This window comes from Enterococcus sp. AZ194, from assembly GCF_051713825.1.
In the GTDB taxonomy this organism is placed as follows: domain Bacteria; phylum Bacillota; class Bacilli; order Lactobacillales; family Enterococcaceae; genus Enterococcus_K.
The window spans coordinates 3,952,485-3,972,092 of record NZ_JBIOQR010000001.1; the positions used below are offsets into that span (position 1 = coordinate 3,952,485).

18 protein-coding genes and 1 riboswitch are annotated in these 19,608 nt (G+C 38.8%); of the genes, 4 read left to right on the forward strand and 14 right to left on the reverse strand.

From position 1 onward, the window contains the following. Positions 1–106 precede the first annotated feature (106 nt). Together IGI37_RS18355 and IGI37_RS18360 are read right to left on the reverse strand one after the other, a co-directional pair. On the reverse strand, positions 107–1,204 hold the full coding sequence (locus tag IGI37_RS18355; RefSeq protein WP_438763496.1) for a tyrosine-type recombinase/integrase: 1,098 nt from the start codon (positions 1,202–1,204) through the stop codon (positions 107–109). 561 nt (positions 1,205–1,765) lie between these two features. Beyond that, on the reverse strand, positions 1,766–2,506 hold the full coding sequence (locus tag IGI37_RS18360) for a class A sortase (protein ID WP_438763497.1): 741 nt from the start codon (positions 2,504–2,506) through the stop codon (positions 1,766–1,768). A gap of 268 nt (positions 2,507–2,774) precedes the next feature. On the opposite strand from IGI37_RS18360, the gene relB reads away from it, so the two are divergent. Further along, positions 2,775–3,014: a type II toxin-antitoxin system RelB family antitoxin gene (gene relB, locus IGI37_RS18365; protein WP_438763498.1), complete on the forward strand. Its 240-nt coding sequence runs from the start codon at positions 2,775–2,777 to the stop codon at positions 3,012–3,014. 311 nt (positions 3,015–3,325) lie between these two features. After that, a complete protein-coding gene (locus IGI37_RS18370) occupies positions 3,326–4,105 on the forward strand; it encodes a hypothetical protein (RefSeq protein ID WP_438763499.1) in 780 nt (259 codons plus the stop codon). 250 nt (positions 4,106–4,355) lie between these two features. Here IGI37_RS18370 and thiT read toward each other — a convergent pair whose 3' ends face one another. The 9 genes from thiT to ispE form a co-directional block, all read right to left on the reverse strand. Continuing rightward, a complete protein-coding gene (gene thiT, locus IGI37_RS18375; RefSeq protein ID WP_438763692.1) occupies positions 4,356–4,895 on the reverse strand; it encodes an energy-coupled thiamine transporter ThiT in 540 nt (179 codons plus the stop codon). A gap of 102 nt (positions 4,896–4,997) precedes the next feature. Beyond that, positions 4,998–5,098, reverse strand: a riboswitch (TPP riboswitch). A gap of 188 nt (positions 5,099–5,286) precedes the next feature. After that, complete coding sequence (locus tag IGI37_RS18380) at positions 5,287–6,258, reverse strand: ribose-phosphate diphosphokinase (RefSeq protein ID WP_438763500.1); 972 nt, start codon at positions 6,256–6,258, stop codon at positions 5,287–5,289. 138 nt (positions 6,259–6,396) lie between these two features. Beyond that, positions 6,397–7,770: a bifunctional UDP-N-acetylglucosamine diphosphorylase/glucosamine-1-phosphate N-acetyltransferase GlmU gene (gene glmU, locus IGI37_RS18385; protein WP_438763501.1), complete on the reverse strand. Its 1,374-nt coding sequence runs from the start codon at positions 7,768–7,770 to the stop codon at positions 6,397–6,399. A 338-nt stretch (positions 7,771–8,108) separates the two neighbouring features. Next, complete coding sequence (gene purR / locus IGI37_RS18390; protein ID WP_438763502.1) at positions 8,109–8,933, reverse strand: pur operon repressor; 825 nt, start codon at positions 8,931–8,933, stop codon at positions 8,109–8,111. A 143-nt stretch (positions 8,934–9,076) separates the two neighbouring features. Then, positions 9,077–9,925 carry a metal ABC transporter permease gene (locus IGI37_RS18395; protein ID WP_438763503.1) on the reverse strand — a complete coding sequence of 283 codons (849 nt, stop codon included), beginning with the start codon at positions 9,923–9,925 and terminating at the stop codon, positions 9,077–9,079. Then, positions 9,898–10,578 (reverse strand): metal ABC transporter ATP-binding protein, encoded by a 681-nt coding sequence (locus tag IGI37_RS18400; RefSeq protein ID WP_438763505.1) that lies wholly within the window; start codon positions 10,576–10,578, stop codon positions 9,898–9,900. The genes IGI37_RS18395 and IGI37_RS18400 overlap by 28 nt, the downstream gene beginning before the upstream one ends. 39 nt (positions 10,579–10,617) lie before the next feature. Next, the gene (locus tag IGI37_RS18405) at positions 10,618–11,589 is read right to left on the reverse strand and encodes a metal ABC transporter substrate-binding protein (protein WP_438763506.1); all 972 of its coding nucleotides are present in this window, start codon (positions 11,587–11,589) and stop codon (positions 10,618–10,620) included. 372 nt (positions 11,590–11,961) lie between these two features. Further along, complete coding sequence (locus IGI37_RS18410) at positions 11,962–12,885, reverse strand: DUF7916 family protein (RefSeq protein WP_438763507.1); 924 nt, start codon at positions 12,883–12,885, stop codon at positions 11,962–11,964. 418 nt (positions 12,886–13,303) lie between these two features. Next, entirely contained in the window at positions 13,304–14,155 is an 852-nt protein-coding gene (ispE, locus tag IGI37_RS18415; RefSeq protein ID WP_438763508.1) for a 4-(cytidine 5'-diphospho)-2-C-methyl-D-erythritol kinase, read from the reverse strand. Positions 14,156–14,565: 410 nt separating this feature from the next. Here ispE and IGI37_RS18420 point away from each other — a divergent pair, with 410 nt between their 5' ends. Continuing rightward, a complete protein-coding gene (locus tag IGI37_RS18420) occupies positions 14,566–15,249 on the forward strand; it encodes a YoaK family protein (protein WP_438763509.1) in 684 nt (227 codons plus the stop codon). A 103-nt stretch (positions 15,250–15,352) separates the two neighbouring features. Here IGI37_RS18420 and IGI37_RS18425 read toward each other — a convergent pair whose 3' ends face one another. The 3 genes from IGI37_RS18425 to IGI37_RS18435 are packed head-to-tail and all read right to left on the reverse strand — an operon-like array spanning position 15,353 to position 17,830. After that, positions 15,353–16,108 carry an ABC transporter permease gene (locus tag IGI37_RS18425; RefSeq protein WP_438763510.1) on the reverse strand — a complete coding sequence of 252 codons (756 nt, stop codon included), beginning with the start codon at positions 16,106–16,108 and terminating at the stop codon, positions 15,353–15,355. Beyond that, positions 16,105–16,890 carry an ABC transporter ATP-binding protein gene (locus IGI37_RS18430; RefSeq protein WP_438763511.1) on the reverse strand — a complete coding sequence of 262 codons (786 nt, stop codon included), beginning with the start codon at positions 16,888–16,890 and terminating at the stop codon, positions 16,105–16,107. Before IGI37_RS18430 ends, IGI37_RS18425 begins: the two co-directional genes overlap by 4 nt. Continuing rightward, complete coding sequence (locus tag IGI37_RS18435) at positions 16,874–17,830, reverse strand: ABC transporter substrate-binding protein (RefSeq protein ID WP_438763512.1); 957 nt, start codon at positions 17,828–17,830, stop codon at positions 16,874–16,876. The genes IGI37_RS18430 and IGI37_RS18435 overlap by 17 nt, the downstream gene beginning before the upstream one ends. A 539-nt stretch (positions 17,831–18,369) precedes the next feature. Here IGI37_RS18435 and IGI37_RS18440 point away from each other — a divergent pair. Next, complete coding sequence (locus IGI37_RS18440) at positions 18,370–19,188, forward strand: glycosyltransferase family 8 protein (RefSeq protein WP_438763513.1); 819 nt, start codon at positions 18,370–18,372, stop codon at positions 19,186–19,188. Positions 19,189–19,608: the final 420 nt, after the last annotated feature.

Below are 19,608 nucleotides of genomic sequence, written 5' to 3' on the forward strand. Positions count from 1 at the left end.
AACACGTTCACATCAGGAAATTCATTCAGCTTGACGGCTTAGCTGACGGCTATTAAATTGACAAAAAAGTCCCTAATCACGTAGGGAACGTTTTAAAAGTGCCTGTTTAGGCCAGTTGATTAACCCACTTTTTTCGTTGCGTCATAAGGGAATCAACATAGACATCCAACGTCATTTTTGCCGATTGATGCCCAAGTAATGCACTCACAGAAGCAATATCTGCTCCTTTTTCGAGTAGACGGGTTGCAAACGTGTGTCTTAGCTGATGAAATCGATAGTTTTCTATAGGGAGTTTTTCTAAAATTTGTTTAAAATGATACGTAATCGTTCGCGGTTCACAAAAACGATTCTTTTCTCCTATGACATATGGACTGGTGGCCTGTTTTTTTCTTTCTAACAGCACAAGCCATATTTTTTTATTTAGAGGGATGACACGTTGGGCAGCACCACTCTTAGCTACGCCTTCTGTCACAATAGTCCCTGTTGCATTCGTTGGATTGGGAATCCTTTGAAGGGTATTGGTAACTGTCAATTCTCCTTTATCCAAATTGACATTCACCCATTTCAAAGCACTAATCTCACCAATTCGAAGACCTGTATGAAGAGCGAGTAAAATCGCTAATCCTTTGGGGTGACGTAAGGCCTCGTCTTCAATTAATAGCTGGTCTTTTTCTGGTAAAGCTGTGATCTTTTTCTTGGCTTCAGGGGAATAGACAATCTCTCTAATTGGGTCAATTGTCAGGTATTCTCTAGTAATCGCTTCACGCAAACTGCGCTTCATAATTTGAACCACTGTCCTTGTAGTGCTTACAGAGAGCCCTTTATCCCGTAGAGAATCCACAAACCTTTGAATGGTTTCTTGCCTCAATTGATAAAGAGGAATGTCTTCAAAATAAGGACAGGCATAGTGCGTCAGTTTGTGGTAGTAGCTGGCATAAGTGGATGGTTTAACTGAACGTATAATTGGGCCACCTAACCACTCCTTCATCCATTGCGCAACAGAACCTTGATAGGTATCTTTTGATGAAGCAAGTAAGTAACTGTATTTTTGTTTTTTTTCTAATAATTTTTGTCGCGCTTCTCTATAGGTATACGCATATACATAGCCAAATTGAGGAGAATAATCGGGACGGCGATTTTTGATGTAGCGCCCCTCCCATCTTCCATCTCTTCGTTTGTAAATATTTTCTCCTTTTCGTGCCATAAGTTAGACAGCCTTCCTTTCTCACCGGTCATTTTTTGACGGCTTATTTGACGGCTAAAAAAACTAAGAAGAAAAAGGACAAATGCGACTCAAAATGGTCTAGTTTTCTGCTAAACGACCAAAAATTTGAATAATCTTGACAGAAACATTTGAATAACGTACCATATTATTGAATGCATCACGCTTTTTCCGGTACCCATTAAAAAAACATAGTTATTTTATTTGTTTTTTAATAGATATTTCTTGGAATTGGTACTTCCAAGACAATTTAAGTGGTAAGAGTTGGTCCCTTTCCTGGACTCTATTTCACGGCCCTCCTCTCTATTATTTTTCCATTAAAGCTCTTACTCACTTCTAATTATGCCCTATTGGTATTTAATAGGTAGTGTTATTAAATGAATTAAACAACATTTTTTATTTTTTGCTTTAAAATCAATAGAGCTAGGTAGGCTGTTTCAATCAATTGACTAAGATAACCAAAAAAGATACCTGAACCTTTCGAATGGTCTACATTCATAAGGCTCATGTATCTTTTTTTATCGTTTGTTTATTCGTTTAGGGTTAATAAGTTTTTTGTTCAATCTCAAACGCTTTGACCATCTCGTCATTCGCTTTATCAACTGGTGTGATTGATTCTAACTCTCCTTGAACCACAATCCGATTAATTCCTTCGATTTCGGCACAAGTCACTAAGGTAATCAACTTCTTACCCTCGACAACATCAAGCACTTCGACTTCTGTTGGCTCAACCTGGCGCTTAATAGTCGTTTTATAGGTATAAATATTCTTTAAATCAGTAATATAAATGAGGTCACCTTCTTGCATCCTCTCAAGTGGTGTGAATAATAAGTCGGGTTCATATGCTCGGTGACTAGCTAATCCATAATTGCCCTCACCCATCACTTGATCTGGACTCATCGTTCCCGCTCCCCAAAGCAAGGCCTCATTAGATAATCCATTAAAAATTGGTAAGTTAATTTCAACTTTTGGAATGGCAATCCCACCAATCACTGGTAACCGTTTGTTAGCCAGCTGCGCTTTTAAAACAGCTTCCGTACTGATTGATTCTACGCCTTCAAAATCAAAGGTCGTTTCTTTCTTTTTATTTTCCTCTAGTTCTTTACTTGTATAAGAAGATATCGCGTAATTATCTCCATTTTTTTCAATTAAAAAGTTTTTAATCTGGTTATTAAATACCAGAGCCAAGCCGACTACCAATAATAAAAGTAACCCGATATTGATTAACCAGTTAGCTAACCTAGAACGCTTTTTTTTCTTTCTATCTCTACGTCGATTTGCCATACGATCTCCCTTTCTATATCGTTTTTATCTTATCATAATTCGTACAAAAAACCATACCTATTTTCTTTTTCTTAATAAAAAAGACTGACTAAATTATTTATTTAGAAGACGGCGTGGTCTATTGAATAGTCTTTACAGTAAAAGGGGATGCCGAAATTCATTTATCGTACGTATTTTAATAGTAAAAAAACAGTCACAATCCCCTTAATATCTATAGACAAACGACCATTTTAGTATTACAGTATGAATTAGAAGGAAGTGCATAGTAATGGCAGCGATTAGCGTTTACGTCAGTGATTCAGAAAGACAACATTTATCTTGTATGGCAACATTCTATGGCGTCACCTTATCAAGTTTATTAAAAAATTATTCAATGGAGCAACTGGAAAAAGAATATCATCGGCAAACTGCTCAATCTGCTCAAACTGTACAAAATTATCAGTTTGAAGGGGGAAAACGAAACATCTCTGTAAAAAAAATAGTAGACGAATTCAAGAGGGGAATTTAAGTAATAAATGAATTTTACTCATGTCTTCCAAAAATGACTAAAAAAAGGGGAACGGTAAATTGGCAGAACCTTGTCAAACTACTTTTAGAGGCCCCAAAATAAAAAAAGAACGGTGAGGCTCGGGTTCGAATGATACCCCAACCTCACCGTTGTTTTTTATTCAAAAAAAATTTGTCAAAATGACAAAAATAAAACCATAAATTTACCATAAAACCACGGTTTTGTAATAGAATCTTAAAGTAAAAGAAACAAGCATTTTATTTCATTGTGTTGTAAAATGAAACTAGTTACGTAAGGGGGAGTTGAGTGAGATGACAAAAAAAGTTTACATACACATTGATTCAATTAGTAACGCTGTTGTCTCTCATGGCATTCACGCGTCAGATTTTGTACGTGGGATTGTTCACCAACCAAAAAATTTGTTATTATTAGACCCTGTAGCTGATTATGGTGAATATGATACGCACTCTGGACTCAAAGTCATTCGTGGGACAGATGAAGTCACCGCTTATTTTGACGAGATTTATCGCAAACGCCAAAATAGCTCCTTAAAATGGATTGATTTTACAGATATCGCCATGTTGAAAGAACTCACACCCTTAGAAATTTCAGAACTTCTTTATTTTGGCCATACCAAAACACATCTCCATTCACCTTTCTTTTATAAATTACAAAATAATTTTGTTTATTTTGACTTTAATGAAGATTTGACGCGCGTCTACTATCGTTATATGGATGAATTTTATCGAATACTCGCGGATAAATTGACGCGAATCGTTTTAGAAAAGCTGAATGATCGAAAGACCTTCTTTCGTAAAGGCGTCTCAGTTGAAAAACTAGATAGTGATTTATTAAAAGACATGCGAGGGATTCTCCAAGAAGGTGTCGTGTTCTCGTTTGACCAAATGGAATTAGTTGATAAAGAATATCGGATTCCGATTTACGTCGTAGAAGATTATGTTTGGAAGATTAAAGGTGCCCGTTATCGGGATGAAAACCTGTTAGCCACCTTGATCTATCAGTCCAACAAACGAAGATGGCGATTGGAAAAAAGTCACGAAGACTTACTTTTTGCTCAGTATACAAGATAGAAAAAAACGAATAAAGGAGGTTGGGACAGAAGCGTTTAACTCCGAGAACCGAGTAGGTACTGTGCAACATCAACTCATGCTTCGTTGTGTTTTACAGCAATAACAACCTTCAACTCTAGCATGTCTCCATGCGTAGAAGTTGTTGAGAGCGGAGCAACGTGAAGATGGAGTTGCTTCTGTGCCCACCGTTTATTCGGATAATAAGAGCATGTGGCTACAAAAACCACTCATTCTCTCTTATCCCTTTTAACTACTTACTGTTTTGGAGCTGATACGCACGCCGAATCTCTTTTGGAATAAATAACTCGGGCATCTTTTGATAAATGAGCACGGATACTACAATCGCCACAAAGATTGTTGCCAAACCACTGAGCCCATTCATGACTAAAGAGTAAAGAAATGGACTAAATCCCCACATCGCATAACTTCCCCAAAAGACAACACCGGCTACAAAATGCCAAAAGTAACGAGCCAAACCACCAGAAAAAGCACCTGCTACAATGTACCCATAACCTTTTTTATAGTCACCTGCTAAAGTGGCTTTTTGAAGTTTTGTCGCATAAAGACCGGCAAAACCACCAAATGTAAAGGCAATTGGATACTCAATTAGGACTTGAATCACGGATAGATAATACACTTGCCCCGTTGGAAAATGAAGTAAGCCCCATAGAAAACCCGCTGCAATCCCAGCCTTCCAGCCTCGTCGTAAGGAAAAGATGGTCAATGGAATCAGCCCTAATGAAACGGAAAAACTCGCGCCAATACTCGTTGGAATAAACCCTAATGCCATGGCCAGTGCCGCGATAATGGCCCCCTCAATCCAAACATTTAATTTTTTACTCAAAAAAAACTCCTCCTTTTAGAACAAAAGTCACAAAGGAGAAGTAATTTATCATTACTCCATCACAATTCCTACGCTCGAATGATCGATACAGGTACGAAGGGTTTAGAGTTTCCTCATTCTCAGCCAAAAAGGCTCCCCTTTGTGATAGTGTTCTATTTAGTTTTATTGGTACATTAGGATAATAGCACACTCAATCAAAATTGGGAAATATTTGGGCTTTGCGTCCTAGCGATTAATGACAGTCACTGAAACATTTCGTACCATTTGACACCCCAACCTTTGATGTAAAAAAAATGATTAAGCGAGCGTAGATTCTCACTTAATCATTTGATTTGTTTTATTGTTTTTTTGTTTCAAATAGTGGGCTGACTGGTTTGTTTTCATGGATACGTTTGATTGCGTCACCCATCAAATCTCCCACGCTCACTTCGTCAATTTTATCAATCTTGCGTTCTTCTGGTAAGTTGATTGAATCTGTAACTACTAAACGTTCAATCGCAGAATCTGCAATTCGTTGTAATGCAGGTCCAGATAATACAGGGTGCGTACATGAAGCATAAACACTTTTAGCGCCAGCTTCTTTTAAGGCATTGGCTGCAAGAGTAATTGTTCCAGCAGTATCAATCATGTCATCGATTAGGACACATGTTTTACCATCGACTTTCCCAATAATATTCATTACTTCTGCTACATTTGCTTTTGGACGACGTTTGTCGATAATTGCAATCGGTGATTTTAAGAATTCTGCTAATTTACGTGCACGGGTTACGCCACCATGGTCAGGTGAAACAACTACCACGTCATCACCAGAGATTCCTTTTTCCAAGAAATAGTTTGCAATCAATGGCGCTCCCATCAAATGATCAACAGGAATATCAAAGAATCCTTGAATTTGTACCGCATGTAAGTCAAGCGTTAACATACGAGTAGCTCCAGCCTTCTCAATCATGTTTGCAACTAATTTTGCAGTAATTGGCTCACGCGCGCGGGCTTTTCTATCTTGACGAGCATAACCGTAATAAGGCATGACAACGTTAATTGTTTTTGCGCTCGCACGTTTTAAGGCATCAATCATAATTAATAATTCCATCAAATTATCATTGACAGGACTACTTGTTGATTGAATTACGTAGACATGAGCACCACGTATACTTTCTTCAATGTTTACTTGAATCTCACCATCGCTGAATTGATTTACTGAAGATTTTCCTAACTCAACACCTACAGCTGCAGCAATTTTTTCGGCTAAAGGACGATTTGAATTGAGTGCAAAAATTTTCAATCTTGGATCAAAGTAATGTTTCGACATGGGGACCTCCACTTTCTTTTTTGTTGATAAACGAGACTGTCTGAAAAAAACATTTTTTATTTCAACAAATTTCCAAACGATTCTTCCATTTAAATAGTAGTCATTTTTGTCAAATAAATCAAGTTATTTATGGAAACTCTAATTTAGAAAAGGCATTCTTTTCGCATAGTTTTCCTTATTCTCTTGTTTGGCACGTGCAATCGCTAGTGCATATTCAGGGATGTCCTTTGTAATGGTTGAACCCGCAGCGATTGACGTATTGTTGGCAATCTCTAATGGCGCCACTAGATTTGCTGCTGAGCCGATAAAACTATGGTCACCGACATTCGTACGGTGTTTTTTCTTGCCGTCATAATTGACAAACACGACACCACAACCAACATTAATCTCTTTGCCTAAAGTTGCATCACCAACATACGTTAAATGACCAACTTTGGTATTTTCACCCACCGTTGCATTCTTCACTTCAACAAAGTTACCGATATGAGCGCCTACTCCGATATCTGCTTTTGGACGTAAATGTGCGAAAGGACCAATATCTGCATTTGAATGAACAACGCTTTCCTCGATAGAAGAAGAGTAAATTTTCACCTTATCTTCAATCACACTGTCAACAATTTGTGAATTTGCTCCAATAAAACAATCTTCGCCGATAACCGTTTTTCCTTTGATATGAACGCCTGCTTCAATGATTGTATCAGAACCAATTTGAACGCCTTCATCAATATAGGTGTTGGCTGGATCAATAAATGAGACACCATTCATCATGTGCATCGTGTTAATTCGCGCGCGCATACTCTTATTGGCATTTGCCAAAGCCACACGGTCGTTTACACCTAGCGACTCTTCAAAACTATCCGTTTGGTAAGCTGCCACTGTTTTTCCTTCGTTTTTTAGAATCTCAATAATATCTGTTAGGTAATATTCCCCTTGAACATTATTCGTTCCAACTCTCGTTAATGCGTCAAACAAGGCTTCATTGTCAAAACAATAGGTACCTGTATTAATTTCTTGGACACGTGCTTCTTCAATTGTCGCATCTTTTTGTTCCACAATTTTCTTAACAATTCCCACGTGGTCACGTAAAATACGGCCGTACCCTGTTGGATCTTCTGCATGCGCGGTTAAAATAGTCGCACTAGCTTTTTTCCCTTGATGATATTCAAATAAATTGTTTAATGTTTCAGTTGTTAACAGTGGCGTATCTCCACTAATCACTAACGTCGTCCCTTTTTTCCCTTTAAGAAAAGGTTCTGCTTGTAGCACTGCATGACCTGTTCCTAATTGTTCTGCTTGTAACGCATATTGGCTACGATCGCCTAGCTGTTCTTTAACCATCTCAGCCCCATGGCCCACAATAGTAATGACTTCTGATGGTTTTGTTTCCACTACACGGTTGATAATATGCTCCACCATTGGCTTTCCAGCTACTGGATGAAGAACCTTATATAATTTTGATTTCATACGAGTCCCCTTGCCAGCTGCAAGGATGATTGCATAACGAGTTTCCATGAGTTCACTCCTAATTAGTTTTTTCACCTTTTATTCCTTATTCAGTGTATCGTAGCTACTGTATTTTTTCAACTAGACCCCTCTATTTTTCACAAAAATAAAATATTTACTTCTTCTCAGGGGAAAGGCGTTTCTGATATGGAAAACGGCGAACCTTTAGAATTGAAAATAAAAACAAAAATTGACTAGACCAAAGTTATTTCTGAACCTGTCAGTGACTCTCTTCTGCTGGAAGAACAGAATCGTTTCTAGCTTAAAAAGGCAATCAAAAAACCTGTGAAAAAATCGCGTAGACTCGTCTCACAGGTACTAAAAAATTGGGTACAAATACGTTTGAATTAGTTATTTTCGTTAAAGTAGTTCCCTGGAACCACTGAGATGGTTTTGGTTTGGGTATCGACATCTTCAACATAAAGTAACGAAGTATAATCGTCAATCGCTCGTGTGCCATGGAATTTAGATTCAGCAAAAACAGTAATACCCACCAATTCTGCTTCGAACTCTTCAATCAAACTCTTCATCCCATTGACCGTGCCGCCACCTTTCATAAAATCATCGACGACTAAAACACGAGAGCCTCGTTTTAAGCTGCGTTTTGAAAGCTCCATTTTTTCGATTCGTTCAGAAGAACCCGAAACATAATTTACACTAACGGTTGAGCCTTCTGTAATTTTCGAATCTCTACGAACAATCACAAAAGGAACATTTAAATAATAAGAAACAGCTTGAGCAATCGGAACGCCTTTTGTTGCAACGGTCATTACCGCGTCTATTGGTTTTCCTGAGTATTTTGAAGCAATAATTCGTCCAACTTGACGAAGCATTTCTGGCTCACCCAAAAGATCAGAAAGATAGACGTACCCACCAGGTAAAAGACGATCTTGCTCTGATAAGCGATCAGCTAAAGACGTAATATACTCCTTAGCTTCCTCATAAGATGTCTCAGGAAGGAATTGAACGCCACCTGCAGCACCAGGAATTGTTTCTAAGAGGCCTGTTCCTCTTTCTCTAAATGTTTTTTTAATAATTGCTAAATCTTCACTAATTGATGACTTTGCTGATTCATATCGTGCAGCAAAATAAGTTAATGAAACCAATTCATGAGGATGATTAAGTAAATATTGCGTCATATCAATTAATCGTTCACTTCGACGAACTTTCACACAATTCAACTCCTTTTCATATTTTATCGTTTCTCATTATAAGGCTTTATCCGAATAATATCGAGTATTTTCTGAATATTTTTCAAAAAAGTGGCGTATTCATTAAAATTACCAAAAAAAAAGAGAAAAACTTTCGCTTTTCTCTACTTTTTCAAATGTTTTTTTCGTTGAAGTACGATTATTAACTTTCGAATGAGACTCACAACTAAGAATAAGCCAATGAATACGAGCGTAATTGTCGCTCCAGGTGGTGTTTCCCAATAGAAGGATCCTGTTAACCCACTTAGCATGCCAATAAAACCAATCACGACACTAATGGCAATCACTGCATTAAAACTTTTACCTAATCTCATCCCAATAGCTGCTGGTAAAACCATAATCGCAGAAATAAGAAGAGCCCCTGCAATTGGAATCATCACCGCAATCGCTACGCCTGTCACTACATTAAACATCATGGACATCCATTGAATCGGTAGCCCATCAACATGGGCTGCATCTTCATCAAAAGTTAAGACATACATCGGTCGTTTGAATAAAAAGAATAAAGCAGCAATTAAAACAAATAATATCCCTAAAAAGACCACTTGTCCTGTAGTAATCGTGATGATTGAACCAAATAGATACGATTGGATGCTTGTTGCCGAATTGCCTCCACTAAACTGCATTAAGACTAAAGCTAAGGCCAATCCACCCGACATAAGAATAGCAATCGCAATCTCTGAATACGTTCGATAGATCATTCGTAAATATTCCAAAATAATCGCTGCGATAATGACCACGATTAAGGTTGTCACATCTGGATTCCAGTTAAGAAAAAAACCTAGAGCAACTCCAGCTAATGACACATGGGAGAGGGTGTCAGCCATAAGTGATTGTCGACGAATTACTAGAAAAACACCCAACATTGGTGCAATCCCTGAAATGAAGATCGCCGCGATAAAAGCTAAACGCATAAATCCATAGTCTAGGAATTCATATGAAAACAACGCCATGGTGAATCCTCCTTTCGAACCAACCGAATTTGCCGATCCGCATATTCTTTAATATCTTCATGGTCATGTGTAATCATCAAGATTGATTTACCATGATCATGCGCATTATGACGTAGAAGACGATAGAAATCCTTACGCGATTGTTCATCCATTCCGGTTGTTGGTTCATCAAGAATAAACAAATCAGGGTCTGTCGCAAAAATTCTAGCCAAACTAATTCGTTGTTTTTGCCCACCTGAAAGCTCGCCGATTCGTTTATGACGCATTTCCCACATACCGACAGCCTGTAACGCCTTTTCTACATGCAAATGGTCTTTTTGGGTTAAGGGTTTGAACCAACGTCCTCTTGGGAAACGCCCTGAACGAACTAATTCTAAGACTGTACTAGGAAATCCGGCATTAAATGACGCAACTTGTTGGGGAATATAACCTATTGAAAGCTTTTGTCCTTCTGTGTTTTTCTCAGCTATGTTAATTGTTCCTTTTGTTGGTTTTAATAGGCCGAGCGTTGATTTTATGAGCGTCGATTTAGCGGCGCCATTTTCACCTGTTAAAATAACAAATTCACCTGAATCAACATGATAGGAAACATTCTCTAAGACAGGTTCATCATCATAATAAAAGGTTAATTCATCTACTTCTATATAACGCATTCTAGCGGCCTCCCTTCTACTTTACTAACACTTTATAGTTTACTGAATACTTTTCTGCAAGGCGTTTAAGTTCTCTTGCATCACCGTGATATAGGTTTCGCCTTGTTCCATTTGTTTATCCGTTAAACTTTCTAATGGATTCAGCACTTCTAACATAACACCAGTTTCATTGGATAGGGTTTCAGCGACCTTAGAAGAGGCATTCTCTTCAAAATAGATGACCTTAACTTTATTTTCTTCTACGTAGTGCTTCAGCTCAGCTAGTCGACTAGGTGAAGGTTCTTGGTCCGGCGAAACACCTGAAATTGCTTCTTGAGTTAACCCATATTGTTTGGCTAAATAACCAAACGCCGCATGCTGTGTGACAAAGGTTTTATTCTTGGCCGTTTGAAAAGCGATTTGAAATTCCTTATCTAATTCTTCTAGCTTAGCAGTGTAAGCTGCCGCATTTTTTTCAAAAATTTCTTTTTTCTCTGGATATTTTTCACTTAATTGCTGACTAATATTCGCCACTTCTTTGACTGCTAACGCAGGATCTAGCCAAACATGTGGATCTAACTCATGTGAATGGCCTGACTCTTCTCCTTCATGGTCATGGGCTTCTTCTCCCTCATGGTCATGATCTTCCGCCTCATGATCATGACTGCCCTCTCCACTTTCAAGTTCAATCGTACTTGCCGCTTCAATCAGCAAATGATCTTTTAGATTTTTTTCGACATTTGGGACCCACGTTTCAAACTCAGCACTATTGTAGACAAACGCATCCGCATCGCTAATTTTGGCCAAATCTTTGGCGCTCGGTTCGTAGTCGTGAGGTTCTGTCCCTGCTGGAATCAGTAACTCTACCTCCCCTTCGTCACCAACAATATTTTTGGTGAATTCATACATTGGATAAAAGGTCGTCATCACTTGGAGCTTATCCGAATCTGCTTCTGTTTTTTCTTTATTACCACAAGCTGTTAATACTAGCACACCTGCTAATAAACTAACCAATAATTTCACTTTTTTCATTTGATTTCCTCATACTTTCCTCTCAATCATTCGGCAAATCGGAAAATTACGATTTGAAGAACAAAAACTAATTTAGCAGAGTCTTACCCTTTCGTCAATAGAAATCGGAAAATTTCCGATTTAGAGAAATGATTTCCTAATAAATCGGAAAACACATGAAAAAACCTTCATTTTACGAAAAAAGCGAGGTTGGGATAGACGTATTTCACTCTGAGAAATAAGAGGGTGTTATTTCTGTACCCACCGTTCATTTAGATAAAAAGAGATTGAAGCATAACTTTATAAGTTATGTCCCAATCTCAAACTCAAGCCTTTTTCTGTACTATCATCTCTACCTTCTGAATCACTCTATTGAGCTATTCAAAAACATGTCTAGCGATTAATTGAACGTGCCATGCGAGCCACTGTATGACGTTTCCCACGAATCGCGTCTGATAACTCTTTGATATTTTCAATACCCACTAAGCCCATGTTGGCATCCCCAATATGTTGAATATCGACACCCAAGACTTTATTTCTGATGCCAATCTGACGTACAACATCAGGCTGCGCACTTTCTTGTGACGTACCGATTGCGCTCATCACCAATTTTCCATTTGCATGAGCTAGATCAACAACTTCTTTGACCTGTTCATCTGTGATTCCCCAAACAGTGCCAACTGCTGGTACTAGAATAATATCGGCACCGGCTTCAATAAACTGTTTAGCAGATTCAATACTAACAACTGGCTCATCGACTCCTGCACTATGCATTTTCCCAGCAATAATTACGCCGTCAAAATGTTCTTTAGCAATTTTAACATTTTTGGCAATCAGATCGTTAGTCACTCCAGTTCCTGGATTTCCTGTTAATAAAATGAAATCTAGGCCTAATTGGTTGGCTTTTTTGAACGTTTCAACTGAGGCTTGGCGCCCTGGAGCAATTTCTACCTTCGTTGATTCAAGTTTAGCCTGTTCATCGACCGGTTCAACGTTCATTCCGATTGGTAAGCCCACTAACTCTTTCAAACGGTTAACCACGTCATCATTTGGAATACATGTTTCCGCACTATTTTGTCCTTCATAAGCCGCTACTACGATTGGGTGATTCACATCAAATACATTTAATAAAATCATGTCCGCGCCATAAGCCTTCGATAACTCAGCACAAGTGATATCTCCTGCAACAGAGGCTTGAACCACGACGTTTTCACTAAGAACTACGCGCCCTTCACTAGCCTTTATGCTTTGAAATAATTCCTCTTTCGTCATTTGTTTGATTTCTTTTGATGTTGCGCTGATTAATCTTTGTACCATAGTTGACTCCTCCGTTTTATCCTATTCTTTTGTTAAGCTTGAACATCTGCCACTCACTATAATGATTGGATAAACGTTCTTCTCCTCAAAATAAATGAATTGAACTGTGCACGCACTCTTCTTACATTCATACTAGTCGCAAGAACCATGCCAAAATTAGACTAGACCAAAACGGCCAATTCACACCGCATAGGTCTATACAGATTTTACACACTTAGCGTCTGCTTTTCCTACACACTAATTTTTGCGTGTAATACAACAAAAAAGACCTCCTCTACGAAAGTTAAAAAAATGCTCACTGCCTCTCTTTTAACTTTCGTCAGAATGATGTCTTTTTGATTCTATCATTTCGGTTGACTAGTCTTTGTCGATCTGGTGTTTAATCCAGGGAGTCGTCTACCGCTCTTCATTCAACCGTTTATTTTAACGTCCGAACGATATAAACTTCATCGCAAAACCCTTTTAAGCCGTTATAAATTCTTTGTGCTCTCGAATGCTGCTGGCACAAAGCATACACAGTCGGACCACTGCCACTCATCAGCGTTGCATCTGCGCCGTATTTTAACATACGATCTTTAATTTGCTGAATAATCGGATGACGTTTGATGGTGATAGCCTCTAAACTATTGCCGACCACCTGTGTCATTCGTTGGTAATCATTGTCATAAATAGCAGATTGTAATTCCGCAATATCGGGATGATGCAGCTCTTCCATGTTGACCTCTTTGAAGACTTTCCCCGTTGAAACACTCATCCGTGGCTTCACTAAAACAACCCAGCATTGAGGCATATCAGGAATCGGCGTTACCTTTTCCCCTTTGCCCGTAATTAGCGCTGTTTTTCCGTAGACACAGTAAGGTACATCCGTCCCAACTTCCATGCCGATATCTGCCAGCTCCTCCAAAGACAAACCTAAATTCCACAGTCGGTTTAACCCACGAAGGGCTGCCGCACAGTCCGTACTTCCGCCGCCTAACCCTGCTGCGACAGGAATACTTTTTTTAATAGAGACTCTTACCCCTTGATCGATTCCGTAACGTGTTTTAAGTAACATGGCCGCTTGGTACACATGATTTCTTTCATCTACAGGCAAAAAAGCCCGATTGGTTTCAATAATAATTTTATCTTCAGCGATTTCTTCAATAGTTAGTCGATCAGCTAAATCTACACTAGACATAATCATTTCTAACTCGTGATAGCCGTCCGACCGTTTATGCAACACATCCAGTCCAAGATTAATCTTCGCCGGCGCTTTCTCTATGATTTCCATTCGCTCACCCATTCGCTCATTCTAAATAATCGTCAGTATTCTATCACAGCCGCGAGAAAAAGTATAGCACCCCGCCAGACTTAGGTCTTAACGCTCTGTGAAGACAGTGATTATTTGAAAAGATGTTGCTTTAAATTTCTCTATGATTTTCAGACAATACGCGACAGCTCATTTTTATGAAAGTCAGCTGACTGTCTGTCCTCTCCTTATAGTCCTTCTACTTAAATACTACCAAAAACCAAACATAAAGGGAAACGTTCTCGCCATTTTATAAGAAATTTGACGAAATAAAAAAGGTCTCCTTACGTCTTATTCTCTATTTTAAAAGTAGGCTTTCAATGGCTTTCAGGGGAAAATGTGATAAACTTGACTATGTAAATAAAAACAACAAAAAGTGTTGGTGAAAAAATATGAAAACCTCTTTCCATGAAGATCGCTGGGTTGGCTTATTGTTAAGCTTTATTGGCGGTGCTATGGACAGCTACACCTATATTCATTATGATGCGTTTGCCTCTGCACAAACAGGCAATATTATCCTTGCAACCATTCAAGCCTTTGACGGTCAGTGGACCAGTGTTGGTAAAAAGCTACTTTCTACACTCTTCTTTTTCTTAGGAATCCTCTTAGCGAAATTTTTAATTGACTACTTCCATAAGAAACGGCTCCATTTTTGGCGCTTATTCATCCTTTATTTCGAAGCACTCATCTTCTTTCTAATCGGCCTGTCCTTTTTAAATCATCAGACCACACTTGTCACCATCATCATCGCCTTTACTGCAGCGATTCAGTGGGTCTCCTTCGATAAAATAAATGGGCTCGCCTACACAAATCTTTTTACTACAGGGAATTTAAAAGGTGTCGCAACCAATCTTTACGACTATCTAATGACTGGTAAAAAAGAAGCACAACAACTATTTATTCATTTTGTCTTAGTCGTTTTGTCCTTCATTACCGGGGTCATCTGCTCTGTTTTTCTTTATCGTCTGATCGAAACCAAAGCCATTTTACTCGTCTCAGGACTTTTTCTTTATCTAGCGCTCTCACAAACCTACCTCATCTGGCGGTTTTATCGACAAGAACACTATTTAAAATAAGTCTACAAAAAAGGAAACGAACCGCTTTTTATCAGCTGTCCGTTTCCTTTTTATGCATAACTGGCTGCTTTAGCAAAAGAGCCAGTTACTTTCAGTTCTATTACTAGACTCGCTCCCATCTCATCGTAACCCAACCAATCAAGTCAATCACTAAGAAAAGAACAAACCCCATCAAACTCAACAATAAAATCGCGCCGTACATCGAAGGGTAGTCAAGACGCATCCAAGCATCCATAATATAATACCCCATCCCATATTCGGTCCCGTAGTTTTCTGTGAAAAACAGAATCGAAATCGCCGTTCCCAATGAAATTCGGCTCGTACTCAAGATGGCATACATCGATGCCGGCAAGGTAATGTGAATAAACTGTTGTCCTTTTGATGCACGAATACTCCGATAAATATCATAGTAATGAGAGGGAATATTGCGCACCGCATCTCTAACCGCCAAGACTACTTGTGGAAAAACAATCAAAACAATCATGATAATCTTCGAAGCGTCCCCTAGCCCAAACAAAAGCATGACGATTGGTAGCATCGCCATCTTAGGGATTGGATAAGTCAGATAAAGTAACGGATCAAATAATTTGTTCAACGTCTTAAATGAGCCCATCAATAAACCTAAAAGAAACCCAATTACTAGAGCAATCCCCATACCTGCTAGAACACGACCTAAACTTACCAAAAAGTGAATCTCAATGTCTTTTTCTATCAGTTTAGGAAAATTGCCATAGACCACTTGAGGTGTCGGCAACATACTTTGGTTTAACCAAATACTTGCTAGATACCAAACCACATGCAACAAAACAGCCGCTATAAGTAACCCTATCAGGCGCTGTAAAAATTGATTTTTTTTCACGATTGAATCTCCTCTCTCAAGGTATTTACTCGCTCGTAAAAATCGGGCAATCGGCGTTTTTCTGCCAATGACTGTGCCTCAATCAAAGAAGCTGGTACATCCACCACCTGATAAATCTCACCTGGTTGGCCTTTCATCACCACAATTTTGTGCCCTAATAATAAGGCCTCTTCAATATCGTGAGTGATAAAAAAAGTTGTTACTGGATGTTTTTTCCAGGTTTCTAAAAACAGCTCCTGTGTTTTTTCTCGCGTAAACGCATCCAGGGCTGAAAAAGGTTCATCCATTAATAACAGATCACCGTCCACACCAAACGCGCGCGTGATAGAAACACGCTGTTGTTGTCCGCCACTCATTTGACTGGGGTAGGAATGTTTCACACTTTCCAAGTTCATCGCCGTAAATAACTCCTGAATCTTTTGTTCCTCTTCTCTCGTTAATTTACGCTTTTTTTGACTAATTTTCACATTGGAGGTAACTGTTTTCCAAGCTGTCTCCCATGGTAATAAGCCATAGTTTTGTGGCACCAGTCCTAAGACGTGTTTGGTTGCTTGATAAGGTGTCTCGCCATAAAGAATCGTTCCTGAATGCGTGGGAATTAACCCACTCAAAACATTCATCAGCGTTGATTTGCCAGTTCCAGAGGGCCCAATCACAGTATAAATAGTCTGCGGGTCAAAGGTCAGCGAAATATCCTTCAAAATCGTCTTATTGCCGACCTCAACAGTGATATTTGACAAAGTTAACGTTAATGCTTGGTTTTTACTATTTAAAGAAGACATCGCTAAGCACATCCTGAGGCGTTAAGTCTTTCTCTAGTAACCCTTTTTCTTTGGCCCAAGCAAACGCTGCTGTAATATCTGCATCCGTCGCTTGTTCTGCTGGCGTATAGTCAGGAATCGTGATTTGATCCTTCAGTGATTCAGGGAACCCAATTTCATCAATAAATAATTGGATATATTCTTCTTTATCATGGGATTTCATGTATTCCACTGCGTCATTGTAGGCTTTGTACATTCCTTCAAAAGCTGCTGATTTTTCGTCAATTGTCTTTTGTTGGGCCCCGATAACAAATGGATTAATGCCGATATCTCTTGTTGAACCCAAGACACGCATACCCTCTGCTTTAGCAATCGTTACTAATGGTTCTGGCAAAATAGCCGCTGACACTTGACCACTCTTAATCAATTCAACACGGCTAGGAACAGCTGGAACATCGGTGATTTTGGCATCTGATTCCTTCATACCCACTGTATCAAGCATTTCAGTCACAGCGTACTCAGTCCCACCATTTTTCCCTAAAACAATTTCTTTTCCTTTAATATCAGCCAATTTTTTTACACTATCGTCTCCTGTAACCAAATCAAACTGACCATATGTCGAGCTTGTAATTTTAACGTCTTGACCGCCCTGTTGGTAAATCGCCATAGCCACTAAATCAGTATTGATAGCATCCACCTTTCCGGCCAAAAACGCCGCATCACGATCTTTGGCTGATTTGAAAGCTTGAATATCAATATCCACACCATATTTTTTATCAAAGCCTTGTTGATGTGCTAAGATAAATGGGATATTATCTGTTGATGGCATCACACCAACTGACAAAGTTTCGACTTTGTCTTTGGCTGCCGCCCCCGAATCTTTTGTTTTTTCTTCTTTGTTTCCACAAGCAGATAAGCTAAATAAAGCCAACAAGCTTGCTGCAACTAAAAATTTTTTCATTCTCTTTACTCTCCCTTTGTTCATTCTCTTTTGTTCGCTCCTAATAAACGAAACAAATCCATCGCCTATTCTACCATGAATTCTCCAGCAAAAAAAAACTTCAACTTGTGAAAAATGAACGACCCGTTTAAAGCACGCCTGCACTTGCAATTACACCCCAGAACGTCCCACTCTCAACAATTGAAACTTTTTTCACAATCTCTAGTTTACTCCTATTTCAGCTCATTGTAAAAACTTAAAAAGCTTTTTTTCTGAAGAGCTTCCCATAAAAACTTTCTCTCTTACAAAAATAAAGATATTTACTCTTTGTGACGACTATATGACTTAGAAGAAGCCAGTTGACAGCGTTCGAACTGCTGACTACAATACTCGTGTAGAGACATTATCTATGACCGATTTTACTCACCTGAATTAGGCAACACAACAACGAATGTTTTTCTAGTTTCCATAGAAAAACTGAACTTCCAAACAGAAACAACTCGAACCATCAACAAAAAAGAGAGCGCTTCTTACTCACCCACAAGAAATGGAGAATCTGTATGAACGAACCGATTGATTTACTTTTTACATTAAACGAAGGCTACTTACACCCATTGAAAGTCGCTTTCCTATCCATCCATCATAACAACCCGAAAACCACTTTTCGTTTGTGGCTCATTCATGAACAAATCCCAGAAACAAACCTACAAGACCTCACTTCATTTGTTGAGTCTTTGGGCCATACGCTACAAGCTATACAGGTTGACGGTTCAGTGTGGTCAAGTGCACCAACTGTGGCTCGTTACCCAAAAGAAATGTATTTCCGACTCTTAGCTGGAGAAATTTTACCTACTACTTTAACAAAGGTCTTGTACTTAGATCCAGATATTTTAGTCATTAATTCCCTAACGGAGCTATGGGAAACACCGCTAGATTCATTCATGTTTGCCGCTTGCACTCACACTGGTCTAGTAGATGTCGCAACGCCTTTAAACAAAGTTCGCTTAGATTTAGAACATGGGTATTATAACTCAGGCGTCTTACTGATGAATCTAACCATGATGAGAGACAAAGTTCACTGGGCGGACATCAGTGCTTCTCTCGAAAAATATGAAAATCATTTAATTTTGCCTGATCAAGATGTCCTCAATTATCTCTACGGCAAGTATATCTTGGAGGTACCAGAAGAACAATGGAACTACGATGCCCGAATGTACGCGAGCTATTTCACTCGAAGCTTAGGAAAACATGACATTCACTGGGTCATGAAACATACAGCTATTCTTCATTTTTGTGGACGACCAAAACCATGGGATAAAAAAAATGATACTCGGTTCACCGCACTCTACCTTTCCTATAGTAATTTGTTCGATCAATAAGAGTATCCGAACCCATTTCTGATTTTAAAAACTAACTAAATATTCATTTAAAACAAATTAATTTCTGTCTTTTAGGAGTAACCTGATTCAAAGCTCAAACTGCTTGGTTTAAGGTGAAAACTGTGCTACTATGTAAATGCAGAACATGACCAGCTTTTGCAGAATAACACAACCCCCAACCTACTCTAATAGGCTGGGGGTTCTTTTCACTTATTAAAATAATTAAGCGTGTGAGTTAGAAAAGCAACTAAGGTTTAGTCTTTCCCATCTAACCAATGAGAAATCAGTACACTGATGATGCTCACAAACAACGGAGCAACAACTAACATGACCAATTTTTCAAACAGAATAATCATCGCCTCTTGGGCAAGTTGCGAGAACCGAGTCTAACATAAAACAACCTTTGTCCTGTCCTTTTTC

Coding starts and splice junctions, on each gene's coding strand:
- relB (WP_438763498.1), top strand. CDS start 2,775: ATGGCAGCGATTAGCGTTTACGTCAGTGATTCAGAAAGACAACATTTA.
- IGI37_RS18370 (WP_438763499.1), top strand. CDS start 3,326: ATGACAAAAAAAGTTTACATACACATTGATTCAATTAGTAACGCTGTT.
- IGI37_RS18380 (WP_438763500.1), bottom strand. CDS start 6,258: ATGTCGAAACATTACTTTGATCCAAGATTGAAAATTTTTGCACTCAAT.
- IGI37_RS18435 (WP_438763512.1), bottom strand. CDS start 17,830: ATGAAAAAATTTTTAGTTGCAGCAAGCTTGTTGGCTTTATTTAGCTTA.
- IGI37_RS18430 (WP_438763511.1), bottom strand. CDS start 16,890: ATGTCTTCTTTAAATAGTAAAAACCAAGCATTAACGTTAACTTTGTCA.
- IGI37_RS18420 (WP_438763509.1), top strand. CDS start 14,566: ATGAAAACCTCTTTCCATGAAGATCGCTGGGTTGGCTTATTGTTAAGC.
- ispE (WP_438763508.1), bottom strand. CDS start 14,155: ATGGAAATCATAGAGAAAGCGCCGGCGAAGATTAATCTTGGACTGGAT.
- IGI37_RS18440 (WP_438763513.1), top strand. CDS start 18,370: ATGAACGAACCGATTGATTTACTTTTTACATTAAACGAAGGCTACTTA.
- IGI37_RS18395 (WP_438763503.1), bottom strand. CDS start 9,925: ATGGCGTTGTTTTCATATGAATTCCTAGACTATGGATTTATGCGTTTA.
- glmU (WP_438763501.1), bottom strand. CDS start 7,770: ATGGAAACTCGTTATGCAATCATCCTTGCAGCTGGCAAGGGGACTCGT.
- IGI37_RS18410 (WP_438763507.1), bottom strand. CDS start 12,885: ATGGTACAAAGATTAATCAGCGCAACATCAAAAGAAATCAAACAAATG.
- IGI37_RS18405 (WP_438763506.1), bottom strand. CDS start 11,589: ATGAAAAAAGTGAAATTATTGGTTAGTTTATTAGCAGGTGTGCTAGTA.
- thiT (WP_438763692.1), bottom strand. CDS start 4,895: ATGGCATTAGGGTTTATTCCAACGAGTATTGGCGCGAGTTTTTCCGTT.
- IGI37_RS18400 (WP_438763505.1), bottom strand. CDS start 10,578: ATGCGTTATATAGAAGTAGATGAATTAACCTTTTATTATGATGATGAA.
- IGI37_RS18360 (WP_438763497.1), bottom strand. CDS start 2,506: ATGGCAAATCGACGTAGAGATAGAAAGAAAAAAAAGCGTTCTAGGTTA.
- IGI37_RS18355 (WP_438763496.1), bottom strand. CDS start 1,204: ATGGCACGAAAAGGAGAAAATATTTACAAACGAAGAGATGGAAGATGG.